This window comes from Virgibacillus sp. W0430 (assembly GCF_051846935.1).
Lineage (GTDB): Bacteria > Bacillota > Bacilli > Bacillales > Amphibacillaceae > JBPYCR01.
This window is the reverse complement of sequence record NZ_JBPYCS010000011.1, coordinates 21,182-35,098: the sequence shown is the minus strand read 5'-3', so window position 1 is coordinate 35,098 and position 13,917 is coordinate 21,182. Positions and strand designations below refer to the sequence as shown.

11 protein-coding genes are annotated in these 13,917 nt (G+C 35.5%); 4 read left to right on the top strand and 7 right to left on the bottom strand.

Annotated features, from left to right (window positions below; all coding sequences use genetic code 11):
- Nucleotides 1–123: 123 nt before the first annotated feature.
- The 3 genes from ACLIBH_RS07780 to ACLIBH_RS07770 all read left to right on the top strand — a co-directional run bounded on the left by ACLIBH_RS07780 (nucleotide 124) and on the right by ACLIBH_RS07770 (nucleotide 2,052).
- Nucleotides 124–702, top strand: a complete 579-nt coding sequence (locus tag ACLIBH_RS07780; RefSeq protein WP_439316138.1) for a CYTH domain-containing protein — start codon at nucleotides 124–126, stop codon at nucleotides 700–702.
- 68 nt (nucleotides 703–770) lie between these two features.
- On the top strand, nucleotides 771–1,154 hold the full coding sequence (locus tag ACLIBH_RS07775) for a globin domain-containing protein (protein ID WP_439316137.1): 384 nt from the start codon (nucleotides 771–773) through the stop codon (nucleotides 1,152–1,154).
- A 16-nt stretch (nucleotides 1,155–1,170) separates the two neighbouring features.
- Complete coding sequence (locus tag ACLIBH_RS07770) at nucleotides 1,171–2,052, top strand: DsbA family protein (RefSeq protein WP_439316136.1); 882 nt, start codon at nucleotides 1,171–1,173, stop codon at nucleotides 2,050–2,052.
- 825 nt (nucleotides 2,053–2,877) lie between these two features.
- Here ACLIBH_RS07770 and pepF read toward each other — a convergent pair.
- From pepF to ACLIBH_RS07740, 6 genes are all read right to left on the bottom strand, one after another.
- The gene (pepF, locus tag ACLIBH_RS07765) at nucleotides 2,878–4,695 is read right to left on the bottom strand and encodes an oligoendopeptidase F (RefSeq protein ID WP_439316135.1); all 1,818 of its coding nucleotides are present in this window, start codon (nucleotides 4,693–4,695) and stop codon (nucleotides 2,878–2,880) included.
- Nucleotides 4,696–4,886: 191 nt separating this feature from the next.
- Complete coding sequence (locus ACLIBH_RS07760) at nucleotides 4,887–6,059, bottom strand: competence protein CoiA (protein WP_439316134.1); 1,173 nt, start codon at nucleotides 6,057–6,059, stop codon at nucleotides 4,887–4,889.
- A gap of 622 nt (nucleotides 6,060–6,681) precedes the next feature.
- Nucleotides 6,682–7,353 carry an adaptor protein MecA gene (mecA, locus tag ACLIBH_RS07755; protein WP_439316133.1) on the bottom strand — a complete coding sequence of 224 codons (672 nt, stop codon included), beginning with the start codon at nucleotides 7,351–7,353 and terminating at the stop codon, nucleotides 6,682–6,684.
- Nucleotides 7,354–8,045: 692 nt separating this feature from the next.
- Nucleotides 8,046–8,441: a transcriptional regulator SpxA gene (gene spxA / locus ACLIBH_RS07750; protein ID WP_439316132.1), complete on the bottom strand. Its 396-nt coding sequence runs from the start codon at nucleotides 8,439–8,441 to the stop codon at nucleotides 8,046–8,048.
- A gap of 264 nt (nucleotides 8,442–8,705) precedes the next feature.
- Nucleotides 8,706–9,293: a GNAT family N-acetyltransferase gene (locus ACLIBH_RS07745; protein WP_439316131.1), complete on the bottom strand. Its 588-nt coding sequence runs from the start codon at nucleotides 9,291–9,293 to the stop codon at nucleotides 8,706–8,708.
- A gap of 366 nt (nucleotides 9,294–9,659) precedes the next feature.
- Nucleotides 9,660–10,868, bottom strand: a complete 1,209-nt coding sequence (locus tag ACLIBH_RS07740; protein ID WP_439316130.1) for a putative glycoside hydrolase — start codon at nucleotides 10,866–10,868, stop codon at nucleotides 9,660–9,662.
- Nucleotides 10,869–12,050: 1,182 nt separating this feature from the next.
- Between ACLIBH_RS07740 and trpS the strand changes: the two genes are divergently transcribed.
- Nucleotides 12,051–13,034: a tryptophan--tRNA ligase gene (trpS, locus tag ACLIBH_RS07735; RefSeq protein ID WP_439316129.1), complete on the top strand. Its 984-nt coding sequence runs from the start codon at nucleotides 12,051–12,053 to the stop codon at nucleotides 13,032–13,034.
- Between the two features lie 82 nt (nucleotides 13,035–13,116).
- Here trpS and ACLIBH_RS07730 read toward each other — a convergent pair whose 3' ends face one another.
- Entirely contained in the window at nucleotides 13,117–13,878 is a 762-nt protein-coding gene (locus tag ACLIBH_RS07730) for a DUF3603 family protein (RefSeq protein WP_439316128.1), read from the bottom strand.
- Nucleotides 13,879–13,917 lie beyond the last annotated feature (39 nt).

Below are 13,917 nucleotides of genomic sequence, written 5' to 3'. Positions count from 1 at the left end.
AAGTCGATTGCAAACGATATCACTCTTCTCTATTTTATCATAATAAATGGAAATGAATAATCTTTGCATCTAATTCAGTTATTCGAGATAATACATGTACACCATTCCTTTTGGAGGATAAATATGTCACAAGAAATTGAAATTGAATATAAAGTCCTGTTAACAAAGCAAGAGTATACTCGATTATTAAAGGCTCTTCCTTTTAATAATGAATCACTCAAGCAAACAAACTATTATTTTGAAACAAGCCCCCTTTCATTAAAAGACAAAGGGTGTGCGTTACGAATTCGTGAAAAGAATAATACTTTTTGTTTAACATTAAAAGAGCCACATTCGGAAGGCATACTCGAGACACATGATGAACTTACCGAAAAAGAAGCATGTTCATGGTTAGCAAATAATATAAATAAAAACAAGCACACAATACAGCGATTAATAGCAAAAGGGGTAAATGTAGAATCGCTTAATTATTATGGAAAACTAATTACCGAGCGTAGGCAATTCCAACAAGAAGACATTGTATATGTGTTAGATTACAGCACGTATAACGGATATTCAGACTATGAATTGGAAATTGAAGCGCCTAATAAAGAAGTAGGGATTACAGCATTTCAAAAAATCATTACAGATTATTCTATTATAGGCAAAAAGACCCCGAATAAGATCGCACGATTCTTCCAAACATATAAGAAAGACAAATAATCAGATCATTTGCCCGGAACCTTTTCCGTTGCTACAATGATAGAAACATAGAAGGAGTGCTACTCCAAATGATTAAGCCAGGAACTATTTTTAAAGCGATCGGCGGATACGAACCTATTGATAAAATAATTGCCTCTTTATATAAACATATTGGCAATCATCCGAAACTTATTCCTATTTTCCCAGATGATTTAACTGAATCCGCTCGAAAGCAACGTTTATTTCTAATCCAGTTGTTTGGTGGGCCTTCCGTTTACACAGAGGATCGAGGGCACCCGATGCTTAGAAGAAGACATCTACAGTTTGAAATTACACCTGAAAGAAAAGATGCTTGGTTGGAATGTATGCATAAAGCACTCGAAGAAGCACAAATAGAAGAACCGTATCGTAGTGCAATATATGAAAGACTGGCCATGACCGCCCAGCATATGGTGAATACACCTAAACAATAAAAAGGGGGACCAATGTATGGTTTGGAATCTTTATGAACAGACAAAAGCAAATCATGCAGACGATTCAGTGAAATATAATTTTATTGATTTTGTTGAAAAGCCAATTGAAATTTATGCTTTCATTGATCCTTTTTGTACGGAGTGCTGGACACTTGACCCTATTTTTAAGAAGCTAACTATGGAATATGGTCGTTTCTTTACGATTCGACCAGTAATAAGCGGCCGATTAATTAAATTGCAAAAAAAATCGAATAGACAAAGAAATCTAATTCCAATATGGGAGAAAACAAATAAATTTTCAGGGATTAGCTGTGATTTAGATTTGCATACAGATGATGTTCCGTGGATAACATCAATGGCAATTAAAGCGGCTGAACTGCAGGGAAACCGAGCAGGACGGCTCTATTTACGAAAAATACAAGAAGCATTCTTTATTAAAGATGAAGATATATCAAATGAAAAAGTATTAATTCAATGCGCAAAGGATGCACAGCTGGATGTAGATGAATTCACGAATGACCTCTATTCTCCTTCAGCAAAAAAAGCATTTCAATGCGATTTAAAAATTTTAAAAGAAATGCGTGTGGACGCGTTACCTACCCTCGTATTCTTTAACCATATAATTGAAGATCACGGAATTAAAATCGTCGGTACGCATTCATACGATACGTACGTTCATATATTAAAAGAAATCTTACAACAAGATGCACTACCAGCAAAGAAGCCAACACTGGAGGAGTTTTTAGCTCGACACGGAATGGTCGGAAATAAAGAATTAGCCATCATTTACGATTGGACAATTGCTGAAGCAGAGAGAGAAATGAAAAAGCTGCAATTGAAACGAAAAGTTAAGAAAATAAAAATGAATTATGATTCCTTTTGGAAATATATCTGTTAATCAATCACTCTAAGTAGAATTATAGGCTTAGAGTTTTTTATTCTAATATGTAGTCTTTATTCATAGAATTATAGTAAGAGTTGATGCGTATAGTCATCGTATTATAATAGGGTGTTTCGGAAAATACTGGGTAGGGAGTAGTTCTCTAACATCTCGCGCATGCAATATACTCGCTTTCCGTCAGCCAGTGTGAACCTCCTCGTCCTACGCACTGTGGAATCTCACAGACCTTTTTCCTATCGCTTAATTCTTGCATCGTCCATACGCTACTGTCGGAAAGCCTTCCTGATTTTCCACACACTAATTCGAAAGCCCAAAAATAATAAAAGTGGAGTGTGAACGAAATGGGATTTATTTTTTTAATAGTAACGTTTGCCGCTTTTATTTTGAATTTATTTGGACTCATGCAGTTTATTCCACTCTTCATTACATTGCCTCTCTTGTTTATATCAATTTATTTAACCATTTATTCCTTTACTTATCAAAATTTGTACCGGGGCCGAATGCGTTAATATCGATATTACGCCATTTGCGTTTTTAAAAGGTGGAAAGGGCTTCAAGTAATGCTACTTTTGAAGTCTTTTTTATTCGTGGGACTATAAAATAACGTTGATACAGATAGAAGAAATCATAACAAAAAGGCATAGACGCAACATGTACGACTATGCCATTTTTTTAAAAAACATTTTTCACTACTAGCACCACACTAAAAGTATTTTCTTTGTATTAACCACAAGATATCGCTCAAAATAACGATCGTTTGTCGGTGGCCTCATAAATCAGGTAAGCTGTTTTTATTCGCCAACGTTATTTAATGTAGAACTTTTATTTTAGCTTTTGTAAGAGGCTTTCCATCTCCGTCAATTTCTGATCGAATACTGCTAAAGCATCCAATATCGGTTGTTTTTCAGTCATATCGACTCCTGCTTTTTTTAGCACTTCAATAGGATAGTCGCTACTGCCCGCTTTTAAAAACTCCATATAGCGGTTTACAGCTGGATTTCCTTCTTCTAAAATTTGTTTTGCTAATGATGTAGCTGCAGAGTACCCTGTCGCATATTGATACACATAATAATTATAGTAAAAATGAGGGATTCGGGCCCATTCCAGACCGATTGCTTCATCTGAAACGACGACGTCACCGAAATATTTTTTGTTTAATTCATAATACGTTTCTGTTAGTTTATCCGCCGTTAAAGCCTCTCCGTTTTGAGCAAGCATATGGATCGAATGCTCAAATTCTGCAAACATCGTCTGACGAAAAACGGTTCCACGAAAACCTTCCAAAAAGTGATTTAAAATATATAATTTTTGCTTTTCATCATCCAAATAGTTGAGCATATATTCATTTAACAACGCTTCGTTACATGTTGAAGCAACTTCGGCAACGAAAATAGAATAATTACCATAGCGATACGGTTGTGACTTACGTGTGTAATAGCTGTGTACGGAATGTCCAAGCTCGTGTGTTAACGTAAACATATCATTTACATTGTCTTGCCAATTTAGCAAAATATATGGGTTCGTACCATATGCACCTGATGAATATGCACCACTTCGTTTCCCACGATTTTCCTCTACATCAATCCAACGATTTTGGAAGCCTTCTTGAATAATAGAAGTGTACGCTTCACCTAAAGGCTTCAAACTATTTAATACATGTTCCTGAGCTTGTTCGTAAGGTATTTTCATATCAATGTCTTGGACGAGTGGTGTAAATAAATCATACATGTGCAGTGCATCAAGCCCAAGAACATTCTTGCGCAGTTTTGCATAGCGGTGTAATAAGCCAATCCGATCGTTAACCGCATCGACTAAGTTATCATAAACGCTTTCTGGGATATTATTCCCATCTAAAGCAGCATGTCTTGCAGAATCGTAATTCCTTACCCTAGCGTAAAAATTATCTTTCTTCACAGTACCACTTAATGTTGTTGCGAATGTATTTTTAAAATCACCATACGTTTTATACATTGCTTCAAAGGCATCTTTTCGAACATTCCGATCTTTAGATTCAAGGAATCCTAAATAACGTCCATGTGTCAGTTCGACTGCTTCTCCCTTTTCATTCGTAATTACAGGAAAAGTTAAGTCAGCGTTATTTAGCATACTGAATGTTTGTGAAGCAGATTGGAGGGGATCCGATGCTTCAGCGAGCAATGCTTCTTCTCGTTTACTTAAAATATGCGGACGTTGCCTCGTAATTTCATCCAACGTTTTTTGGTACATTTTTAATTCTGGTTTTTCTTTTATAAAGTTCGCTAATTTGTTCGCATCTATTTCAAGCAGCTCTGGTACAATATAACTCATACTACTCGAAGCAAGCGTTAATATATTATCTGCTCGAGCATTCATCGCTTGGTAAAAACCATTCGCAGTGTCTTGGTCATAACGCATATGCGAGTATGTATATAATTTGCCAAGTCGTTCTGATAATTTATCTTGGAGTTGTAAAACATTTAATACGTTATCTGCAGCGTCCCCTAATGTATTTTGGTAGTTCGTAATTTCAGGAATATCTGCCTCTAATGCTTTATACTCTTGTTCCCAAAGTTCATCCGTTGCAAAGATATCCTCTAAGCGCCACGTTCTTTCCTTAGGTACCTCATCACGGCTTTGTAGCTTTTTTGTATTTTCAGCCACTTTTCATTCCTCCCAATTCATTTTGCATATTAATTCACAACAAGTTCATTTTTTAATACTACCTACCCTATAGTTTAAATAAAATAACTAACTCTTACTAGTATAACGAATTTAATTGCCTTCATGCTTAAAACTAATAATTTGCAGATTGATTCAATCGACAAATTAGATGTACATTCTTTCGTACTATTTTATTTTTTATTTGTTCGAAGCACCTGTAATGTGGATAAATCACCTTCTAAAGCATCTTCTATATAATTGTAAAATCGGAAAGGTCGCAACTTTTTATATTCTCCGGTTGCAGTTTGTTTTATTATTTTTAATCGACTTAAAAGCTGTAAATATTGTTTAACTGGATCTTGTTTGCTTTGTAGCAATGGAAAGTGAGCAGAAGTGAATTGTTGGGAGCACAGTACATTTTTACATTGTCTTAGTGTAAATAGGCTTCCTGAGGATAGTGGATGAACTACATCTAAACATATACGGCTTTGCCAGTTCCACGGCGGTGTTTTCATTTTATATTGCCTACTTACAGGGAGATGAATTGCAGAAGGTAGCTGCTGAGGATGCAATCTTTTTTCATATAACCATTGCCGCCATTTTCGTTCCTGACCAAACGATCGCCCTCGCGGCTGCAACCGAAGGATACGCTTTTCATTAAGCCAAAATCGGTATAAATCAACCGATGTGTCCCCATGCTTTTGAACGAGGTCGTTTAATTGCAAATTAAATAAATGGAAAAATCGCAGTTTGCCGATAGCTTTTCTCGTTGTAGCCATATAAAAGGAATGGAATATTAGAAATTGACAGGTGGATGGACAGAGGAAATATAATGTTATGGGCATCGTAGGAGAGAATTGATGCATACATTGTAAAATAAATTCATTTAATTGCAATGCTTGCTTTTGAATTCGACGCAAATGATTTGCACCTAGAATCCATAATGGAATAATACCGATAGCACGGTAGCATAAATTTCTTTTTCGTATTTCTGCGTCTGATATTTTTGCGCTTTGAAATTCTACTGCAATTTGTTGATAATTTATATTGGCTAGCAAATCTGGCCGTTGTTTAATTTCAGCAATATATGGCTCTAGGTTTACGTGTATGGATTGCTTTTTTAACCATTCGTATAAAAGAAGCTTTCCTTTTTCATGATACGGACCTTCACCACCGCTACTTGGGCAAGTACTTTGTTTTATATGAGCAAAGTGTGGTGTTACTTTGTTACCTGCCTTTATTATAACTTTGTTCTGGCATGCCGGGCAGTAAAAGGTCGTATGCTGACGATGCCATTCAATCTTCGTTTTGTTTAGCATCGCTAAGACGACAAATTGACCTTCCTTTGTTTTTGCTTGCAACACTTTTTATAATCCCCTCCTTCATTACCTAAATTCGACAGTTATATGCATATTCCTTCATTTGGAAGCTTGCGCTCTGATTTCGTTGACTTGTACTTCAGCCGACAGGCTTTCCTCAGTTACTGCCTTAGCTTCTGTAGGTGATCTATCCGAGTCGCTACAGTGAACTTCGGACGCTTGCTATTTCCGCAGGAGTCCGTCGACGTTCGTTCCATTCAGCTTAAAGAGGGCTAATAGACTTATTGCACACACTTCCATGCTGTTTCATTTGCGTAGAAGTGTGTTTCTTTATGATTTGTATTGTATTTTGTTTCTACAGGTTTAAGCTTGAAATAAAGCATGATCTGATTCTTATCATTCGTGAAGCTTCTCTACCCATAGGCGAATCGACAAATGATTTCCTTCCTGGATATGGTTTTCAACGACTATTATTCTACATAGAAATTCACTTGTTTTCTATTAGAAAATCAAAATGACGTTGGTGAATGTCCTTCCCATTTCCCTACCAAAAAGTAATGTGATTTTTCTTCACCAGCGTCATATATTGTACAACATAAAAAAATGATTTCGATCTCCAACTTGAAGACCAAAATCATTTATAACGGTCGCTAGTACTTCCCATTTTTTATAAGGAAAATAGCGATTGAATCTGGTGAAACACATCATCTTCTATTATTTTAGTTCCATAAGCCTCTAATAGGTGAATTGTTGTATCGGATTCCTCACTATATTCAAATACTTGACTTAAAATATCCTCTTGATTTGCCTCTGTCTCTGGGGCAAACTCCAAATACATGTAATACGTATTTTGATAATTATATAGTGTTGTAATAAAATCTGTTTCTTCTGTAAAGTGAATATAATGACTGAGTTGAATTACATCTTCAAAATTATTAAAGCGTACGATTACTGCCAATGGTTTATCATTCTCTTCCTGTTCCGTATCTTTATCTTTTTGAAGCTTATCTGCCAAAATACTCTCCATTTTTTCATTCACATTGCTATCAATGGTTTCATCATCATCAACTGACAGCTCTAGACTTTCTCCATTTTTTGATACTTGCGCTTTTGTAACAATGATTTCTAAGCCCTTTTCCAATGCTTGCACTTGAATCCAAAGTGGGCCTTCGACGGAAAAATCTTCCTTATAATTAACCTCATCCATCATTTGCCAAAATAGCTGCTCGCTCCGCTCGCGATTGTACCATATTTCTTCTCTTTCAAAACCGCGATCCTCGATGTCTATATACGAAATATAAAATTTAACCGTGTTTTCATTAATTCTTTCAATTTCCATAATTAATTCTCTCCCTTCTATAAATAATACAAGCTTGCTAGTTACTTTATCCTTAAAATGACACTAGCTTTAAAGTATAAAATAATTAGGTGGAAGAGATGATTCCAACCAGACTTTAATGATTCCTTCTTATATATCTATTGTATGATATTCATATCCTTTTTGAAAATATAAATGACTATTTGTTTAATATATTATTCTAAACGACTTTTATTTATTTGTCACTAGATGTTTTCCCCATGTTTTCCATTATTTCAATAGTTTAATTGGAAGCAAACAAGACAAAAATCACTCGTGTATAAAAACATAAACGAGCAGCTTGAATATTTCTTCATAGCAATAAGTGTCGTTTCAAAAGATATTTAATTGGTATTTTTTGTCTCAAAAGTATATTAAGCTCTTGTTAATGGTTTAGTATTTCCAAAACACACCTCTGTACATTTATGAGATTTTGACTTTCTCCAAAAATTTAAACTAAGTTATATAGATATAGCCATCTATAATTTGTTTTCCCCAAATAATAAACAAGTAATCCGTAATATCCATTAATTATGTTGTTGCATCTCAAAAAAAAGAACAATTACATTTAATACGGTCTCCAATCTTCAGCATTAAGCGTAAGCAAACTAAAAAAACACAACCCGATGTATTGAAGGTTGTGCTTTCTTATCAAATTCAAGCAAGCCATAAAATTAATTGACCATTCGCTGGGCTTCACGCAACTGAAACGTACGAACTGTTCTTGGCAAAAACCGACGAATTTCATCTTCGTTATATCCGACCTGCAATCGTTTTTCGTCCAAAATAATTGGACGACGCAACAAGCCAGGATTTTTCTGAATAAGAAGAAATAAATCTTTTAACGGCAGTTGGTCAATATTTACATCAAGCTTTTGAAAAACTTTTGAGCGAGTAGAGATAATTTCATCTGTTCCATCTTCCGTCATCCGTAAAATTTCTTTTATCTCGTCCAATGATAATGGTTCGGAAAATATGTTTCGCTCCGAAAACGGTATCCCGTGTTCTTCAAGCCATGCTTTCGCTTTCCGGCAAGATGTACAACTTGGCGAGGTATAAAGTGTTACCATGTAACTTCACTCCTCATTTCTAAAAAATGTATATAACAAATCGTTAATCAAATGGTTAGTTCACTTAAAGTGATACGTTTATTTGTCTAAGTTAATTATACTATATTTGTCAAGTAAAAGGTAGGGGCTACGATAAAAAATACATCGAGTTTACCACTTTTCAACAAGATAGTGTAATTAAAATTAATATACCACTAAAATTCACTTTTTAAACATTTTTATCAAACGTTTCCATTTTTTTGTTGTTTAACTTGTTCGGTAGGATCATTTTGGATTTTCTTTTAACTTTTTAAACATGCTTGTACCTGCTTCATCCTTTATCATAAGTACTTCATCGACTGTATCATACGAAGTGCCGTAAATTTCCTTATCTTTGTATGTATGAATTTTAATATATGTTTGTTTGATCTGTTCATAAACCTCTTTTTCAGAACTTTCTTTTGGAGACCAATACAGTATTTCCAGTGGTGTTTCTTCTTGTGTCGCCAAAGATCGACGATTATACCCAATAGAACTGGCGTGTCTGAAATCCTCTCGTTGATAAAAATGTAATCGTTTTTGGGTATCCGAATCTTTATAATCAATTGGTTCAACTTCAAGAATAATTGCTTTGTTTTTCTTTTTTAGCTTTTCAAGCAACTGATGTCCAATGCCTTGTCCTCTTGACTTTGCAGAGACCCATAAATAATCAATAAAAATAAATTCATCAAATTCAGCATACATTAAGACGTGATGGGGGCCCTCGTCCTTCCGGTATATTTCCCCTTTTTCTTTTAGTAGCATTTCCATGTGGGCTTGTGATTTCATTTCTTCCACCGGAAAGTATGCAGACAGCTTTTCGTACCAATTCATTTAGTGTATACTCCTTTTCTCTTAAAAAATGACTCCATGCATAATATGATATGTGCTTTAATCACTTGTAGTTGAGTATACCCACTTTTTCCAAAATTTAATCGAGCTTTCAACTAATTAGAAAGTGGGAAATCTATTTAAATTATGCAAAGTCCAAATTTTTATTCGTCCGTCTATTTATAACGCTCCGAAATGTACTTAGCTTTCTGTGGGTGGCTCGTGTGCCTTTATAGAACGAAAGCTTCTACAAAGGCTCACCGATGGCCTTTCTCCCACTAAAAATTACGGTAACTACTAGAACTATGCAGTACACGGTTCGTTTTTCGTTAGATTATTGATATATGGTCGAGGCCTTTTGTGTCTAATTTATTGATAATCTACATTTTTAGTGTACGTGTTTCCAGCATTCCAAAGTAAATATTCGTCAATGCCGTTTTCTTTTAGCGCTTTAATTTGAGCTTCTACTTCTTCCTTACCATACTGTGTAGCAGGACCTTTATAGAGCCACGGCGCTTCGAAGTCTTGGATCCACGGACGAGACGTCGGTCTATTTTCTAGTTTTTCTAAAACAGAATTTTCAACCTTCGCATATTCATTCACAAGACGATAAGGTTCTTTATCAGGAAAAGGAATGCCAAAGTAAGCGGTCCAGTGGCTTGGATAAATCATTGATGAAATAACATCGACATGACTAGAAATTTTTGAGAAATTTTGCCCTATACCTGGCGTTTCTTCTATCGTTGCAGCATAGCCAAAAATATCAACAGAAACATCGACATCATAATGTTCCAATTCCTTCTTTGCATAAGCAACAAAATCAGTAACAGCTTCAACTCGTTTTTTTACATTGCTTAAATCAGAATTTTCATAGTCTCCAAGTGTGTAATCCAATGTTGCATCCCTGTGTTCAAACCCTTCTGGAAATCGAACATAATCAAACTGAATTTCCTGGAAGCCGAGCTCGGCAGCCATTTTTGCTATTTCTATATTGTATTCCCATACTTCTTTCTCAAAAGGATTTACGAACGCTTCATTTCGGTTGTTAACCCATACGTTGCCATTTTTCGTAAAAGATAAGTCTGGTCGTTTATTTGCTAAAACAGAATCTTTAAAAACAACGATACGAGCAATTGGATAAATTTGCTTTTCTTCTAGTAGCTCTAATAGTTTTCTAGGATCTTTAATAAAATTATCCGCCGCATCCTTCATCGAGGAATCGCCGTCCGGTATAAATGTCAGCTTTCCAAAATCCTCTTTCACATCAATAACCATTGCATTTAAGTTTGTTGTTTCTACTAGATTAAGTAGTTTTTCAAACCGTTGTCCACCTGCAGATGGCCCTGTAACATAAATCCCTCTTACAGCGTCAGGATATTCAAAGTGCAATCCAGAATCGTATGTAAATCTTTTAAATCCTTTATCTGTCTTTATTTCTTCTAACTTAATCTGTTTTTCTTTATGAAAGCTTACTTCTTTTAATTCACTACCTACAATAGATATAGGATTACTAAAAGAAAGGCAGATTATAAATATAATAGATATGTATTGAAGTTGTTTTTTCCCCAAGCTGCTCATCTCCTCGTATAGTATATTTAGGCAATAATCTTAGCCTATGTATTCTGATTCATTTTTAAGTTATACCGACTTTAAAACTCCGTTATCTTATGCTGCAGGCGGACGCTTTCTGCGGGCACTGCTTGAGCCTCCTCGCTCGTAAAGAGCGCTCACTGTGGGGACCCAAGACGCATGCTTTCCCGCTAGAGTCGCCGCCTGCAATGAAAGACAACTCCGTTTGTACTCTGATTTGTAAATGAACGACTTGTATCATATATCAATCACTTGGACACTCCGTGATGTTTCTAGATAATGGTCTTAGGCTCATTTGGGACCGCTCTTATTCTCCTTGCGGTCATACCCCCATTAAAAAGGCTGTTTTCAAGTGTACGTTTGTCCTTCAAACACGTAGGCTGTACACCTTGATATTCAAACCTGGATGTTAGTAGCTCCAGGGCAGCTTTCGATACCAAGCTATGTATCTATTATAAAGCACATAATGTAAAAACGAAATGGAAACTAAGTTATTTTGTCGAATTAACGTATGTGAAAGTATTAGAGTGATATTGTACAAACAATTTTCTTAGTTCCTATACTGGAGAATACTATCTATAGTTATTTTATTATGTCAACGGCGACAGGTAAAACGTATTAAAAAACTAGATTATTTTACAAAAAAGGGGCTTTTCAAGCTTGTAAATTTGTACCCACAATTACGTGACTCAATCCAAATTTGTGTATGAGTAAACTGTTTGTGGGGGAACACATGCACGAATCTAACTAGATAATATGTGATTAATTTTACTTCGAACGATATACACATGAATAACACCGTTGATTTTCACTGCAGGTGGATGCTTTCTGCGGGCACGGCTTCAGCCTCCTCGGAAAGCGTAGTGTATATCTACTGCGCTCGGTAGGAATCAATACTAAAATTAACGAATACAAAGAGAGGTTTTAACTTCTTAAAATAACACCCACAATTACGTGACTCAATCCAAATTTGTCTTAAACTTGATTTATTTTTTCTCCGTAGTATATAATTTGAGTGAATCAGTACAATTGAACAAGCAGCGATCCGCGCTTTTAGGCTCATAAGTAATAACGATGGATTACAGGCTTTTTTATTTATCTTTTTTATTTCGAATACATACAGAAATAGATGTTACATTTGTAACGAGTAAACTAATGGAGTGAATTATTTTGAAAACAATATTTTCCGGGATACAACCGAGCGGCACATTAACGATTGGAAATTATCTTGGAGCAATTCGACAATTTGTACAATTACAAAATGAGCATGATTGTTATTTTTGTATCGTTGACAATCATGCGATTACAGTCCCGCAAGACCCAGCAACACTACAACACAATATTCGTTCACTTGCTGCAATTTATCTTGCTTCAGGTATCAATCCTGAAAAATCGACTTTGTTTATACAATCTGAAGTATCAGCACATACACAACTTAGCTGGATGCTTCAATCGATTAGCTATATGGGCGAGCTCGAACGGATGACTCAGTTTAAAGATAAATCTTCTGGTAAGGAGGGTGTTTCTTCTGCTTTATTTACCTACCCTGCTCTAATGGCTGCAGATATTCTACTTTATCAAACGAATATTGTTCCGGTTGGTGACGACCAAACTCAGCATCTAGAGCTTACTAGAAACCTTGCACAGCGGTTTAATAATCGATATAAAGAAACCTTTGCCGTTCCTGAAATTCGTGTTCCTGAGGTAGGTGCTCGAATTATGTCCTTGCAAGAGCCACAGAAGAAAATGAGTAAGTCTGATGAAAATGAAAAAGGGTTTATATCAATGCTTGACAGCCCGAAAAAAATTGAAAAGAAAATCAAAAGTGCTGTCACCGATTCAGAAGGGATCGTTAAATTTGATAAAGAAAACAAGCCAGGCATTTCAAACTTACTAACAATATATGCAAGCTGTACTGGAGATTCCATCGAATCACTTGAGGAAAAATATAAGGATCGAGGGTATGGAGAATTTAAAGGGGATACTGCAAAAGCTGTCCTTCACCTGTTGGAGCCGATCCAAGATAAGTACGAACAATTAATTAATTCTAATGAATTAGATCAAATATTAGATCAAGGAACAAAAAAAGCAACCGAAACCGCAAATAAAACATTAAAAAAGGCGTACCAAGCTATGGGTCTTGGAAGAAAGTAAAATGGACATGAAACAAACTAGGTCAAATGACTTTAAGGTTCAAAAGATAAAAAATCAGTGCTCGTAAAGAGGCACTGATTTTTTACTTTAGTTTAGATGTATTATGCTTTTGCGTTTGTTCAAATTCCCACATATTTTCAAGAAAAGGATGGCCTTTAATAAGTTGAAAGCATAACTCTTCATGACGTGGACTCCATCCATGCTTCACATCATGATAAAGAGCATTCCATACTTTATCTTTATCCATATAACGAATAAACGGGTACTTTTTCGGTTCCCATTCCGTTAGCCAATAGCGAAGCTCTTCCAAATTGTTAATCGTTCGTAATTGATCAAGCGCCATCATTAATAATTGCTTTAACTGCCGTTCCCTTCTAGTCAATCCCACTACATATGCCTGTTTTAGAGAAATAATATCATTATGCGCTTCCTTTTCTTTTTGCTCAAATTTAAAATCGAGTTGTTTCGTACTTTTCAGCATTCCATATACAAGCTGTTCTTGCCTAGGAATTAACCGGCTTTTTCGTACGGGTATTTGATACCCAATCGTATCAAAAGCAAGACTATTTTTTCCATTAGAAACGATACAAGCATATGCAATCTCCTTTCTTTCTTGACCGTTTCTTCTGTATGCACGCTTATGTATTTTATTTAATAAATCATTAGGCAAATCATTCATTCCATTTTCTATAAAAGAAAAGCATTCATCTGTTATGTATAGTAATGGAACTTGATCGAGCAAATCGATGCGATCTGATTTGCGCCACTCATGAAAATAACATACATTGTAGCCGTGCTCTTCCCCTTCAAACCAATTTGCCCATACATCATATAAATACAACATGTTGCACCCACCTTTTAAAGCATTTAAAATCATTATGAC

Bases quoted from the DNA above. Each gene is read 5' to 3' on its own strand.
- ACLIBH_RS07775 (WP_439316137.1), top strand. From the start codon at position 771: ATGATTAAGCCAGGAACTATTTTTAAAGCGATCGGCGGATACGAACCT.
- ACLIBH_RS07780 (WP_439316138.1), top strand. From the start codon at position 124: ATGTCACAAGAAATTGAAATTGAATATAAAGTCCTGTTAACAAAGCAA.
- spxA (WP_439316132.1), bottom strand. From the start codon at position 8,441: ATGGTAACACTTTATACCTCGCCAAGTTGTACATCTTGCCGGAAAGCG.
- ACLIBH_RS07745 (WP_439316131.1), bottom strand. From the start codon at position 9,293: ATGAATTGGTACGAAAAGCTGTCTGCATACTTTCCGGTGGAAGAAATG.
- ACLIBH_RS07730 (WP_439316128.1), bottom strand. From the start codon at position 13,878: ATGTTGTATTTATATGATGTATGGGCAAATTGGTTTGAAGGGGAAGAG.
- ACLIBH_RS07740 (WP_439316130.1), bottom strand. From the start codon at position 10,868: ATGAGCAGCTTGGGGAAAAAACAACTTCAATACATATCTATTATATTT.
- ACLIBH_RS07770 (WP_439316136.1), top strand. From the start codon at position 1,171: ATGGTTTGGAATCTTTATGAACAGACAAAAGCAAATCATGCAGACGAT.
- mecA (WP_439316133.1), bottom strand. From the start codon at position 7,353: ATGGAAATTGAAAGAATTAATGAAAACACGGTTAAATTTTATATTTCG.